This is a genomic window from Sulfurovum sp. bin170 (assembly GCF_010892395.1).
Taxonomy (GTDB): Bacteria; Campylobacterota; Campylobacteria; order Campylobacterales; family Sulfurovaceae; genus UBA1140.
In genome coordinates, this window is sequence record NZ_JAACKB010000060.1 from 1 (window position 1) to 2,353 (window position 2,353).

General features: G+C 38.3%; 2 protein-coding genes. One reads left to right on the plus strand and one right to left on the minus strand.

Annotation, left to right across the window (positions count from 1 at the left end; genetic code table 11):
• Positions 1-94 precede the first annotated feature (94 nt).
• Positions 95-2,071: an excinuclease ABC subunit UvrB gene (gene uvrB / locus GSY74_RS01370; protein WP_164663310.1), complete on the minus strand. Its 1,977-nt coding sequence runs from the start codon at positions 2,069-2,071 to the stop codon at positions 95-97.
• Positions 2,072-2,141: 70 nt separating this feature from the next.
• Here uvrB and GSY74_RS01375 point away from each other — a divergent pair.
• The coding region (locus GSY74_RS01375) for a hypothetical protein (RefSeq protein WP_164663312.1) at positions 2,142-2,353 on the plus strand (212 nt) is incomplete at its 3' end.

Sequence of the window (2,353 nt, forward strand, 5' to 3'; positions counted from 1 at the left end):
AAATTAAATAAATAAATTTTGGAAAACAAACATCAAATAAATATTATTTTATGCGAAATTATGTCGGGCAGAGGGCAGCCCGACCTACGACAATTTATAATTTTTTTATCTTAGCAATCTCATCACGCAATCTTGCCGCCTCCTCAAACTCCAAACTCTTAGCTGCTAATAACATTTTGGCTTTCAACTCCTTGATAACCCTCTGCCGTTCAGCTTTAGGCATCTTATCCATCTTGGAACGCTTATTATAAACTTCACCACTATCCTCAACCTTTAGGTTTGTATCAAGCTCACGAAGTGTAGTTTTAGGAGTTATCCCATGCTTCTTATTATAAGCCATCTGCTTCTCTCGTCGTTCCTGCGTAGTTTCAATAGTCTCTCTCATAGAGTTAGTTATTTTATTAGCATACATCAAAACTTTACCATTAACATTTCTAGCTGCTCGTCCTGCTGTCTGTATCAGTGAAGTAGTAGAACGCAAAAAACCCTCTTTGTCAGCATCAAGAATAGCAACCAAGCTCACCTCTGGTAGGTCAAGCCCCTCTCTAAGCAGGTTAATTCCAACTAATATATCAAATTCACCAAGACGAAGTGAACGAATCACTTGGTTTCTCTCTATTGCGTCTAAATCGGAGTGCATATATCTAACTCGTAGTCCCAAATCGTTATAGTAGGTGGTTAACTCCTCTGCCATCTTTTTTGTAAGAACTGTTACAAGAACTCGCTCACCTTTCTCTATAACAGGTTTCATTCGGTCATGAAGATTTTCGACTTGATAGGTACTATCTATCACCTCTATAGGTGGGTCAAGCAGTCCTGTTGGTCGCACAACCTGTTCTGCAATAGTGGTAGATAGTTCAAGCTCTAGTTCTTTTGGTGTAGCGGAGACAAAGAGAAAATATGGAGCTTTGACGATATATTCATCAAACATAAGTGGACGATTATCAAGAGCTGAGGGGAGCCTAAATCCATGCTCCACAAGCACCTCTTTTCGGCTTCTATCACCTGCATACATCCCCCTAAACTGTGATAGTGAAACATGAGACTCATCAACAATTACCAAAAAATCATGACCATGCATCACTTCCAAATAGTCCATCATAGAGTATGGTGTCTCTCCCTCTTTTTTTTGCGTTAGGTGTCGTGAGTAGTTCTCAATCCCCTTACACATCCCCGTAGCCTCTATCATCTCCAAATCAAACTCTACTCTCTGTTTCAGACGATTATACTCTAGCATCCTATCCTCTTTTTGATAGAAAGCCAGTCGCTCACCTAGCTCCTCTTCTATACTTTTAACAGCCAAAGCAAGTCGCTCTTTTGAGACAATAAACTGATTTGCTGAATATACAGTAGCCTCTTTAAGGTGTTCTCTCTTCTCTCCTGTAAGAGTGTTAAAGGTATAAATATCCTCTATCTCATCTCCAAAAAACTCTACTCTGATAGCTAACTCTTCATTGTAAGCTGGGTAGATATCTATCACCTCACCATTGACCCTAAAATTACCTCTATCAAAAAAATCATCATTTCTCTTATACCCCATATCCACAAGTTTAAGTAGTAGAGCTTTTTGAGCATACTCATCACCCACAACTAGTTTCTGTACAATAGTTTTATAATCCTCTGGAGAACCCAATCCGTAGTTAGCTGAAACTGAAGCTACTACAATAACATCTTTGTGGCTAAGAAGAGAAGCTGTTGTAGAGAGTCGTAGTCTCTCTAGCTCCTCATTGATGGATGAATCTTTTTCGATAAATAGGTCTTGCCTTGGGATATAAGCTTCAGGTTGATAGTAGTCATAGTAGGAGATAAAGTACTCCACATGGTTGTCTGGAAAAAAGGTTCTAAACTCCGAATAGAGTTGAGCCGCCAAAGTTTTATTGTGGGTCATAATAAGCGTAGGCTTTTGTGTCTCTTCTATAACCTTTGCCATAGTATAGGTTTTTCCAGAACCTGTTACACCCAAAAGGGTTTGGTATTGGTTACCTTCCTTTATTGATTTACTCAACAACTTTATCGCTCTTGGTTGGTCACCCTCTGGTTTGTAGGGGCTATTTACTCTAAATGGTGGCATTTTGTCTCTCTATTCCCTAATATTCACAAATTTATTGCTATAATAATAGCATAATAGAATTGGAGTTCTTATGAAAAAAGTTAGTTTTACTATCAATGGAAGGCGATTTGAGGTGGAGTTAGATAGTGGTTTTGCTCTTTATGTTATAGATAAGTCAGCTCAAAATAAAATGGCTGATGATAGAGATAATGATATTCCAAAACTTCTTAATGCATATCTAACGGCTCTAAAAGAGAATTATGATAATCAGAAGCAGATAGAGGAGCTTCTTGTGGAGATTTC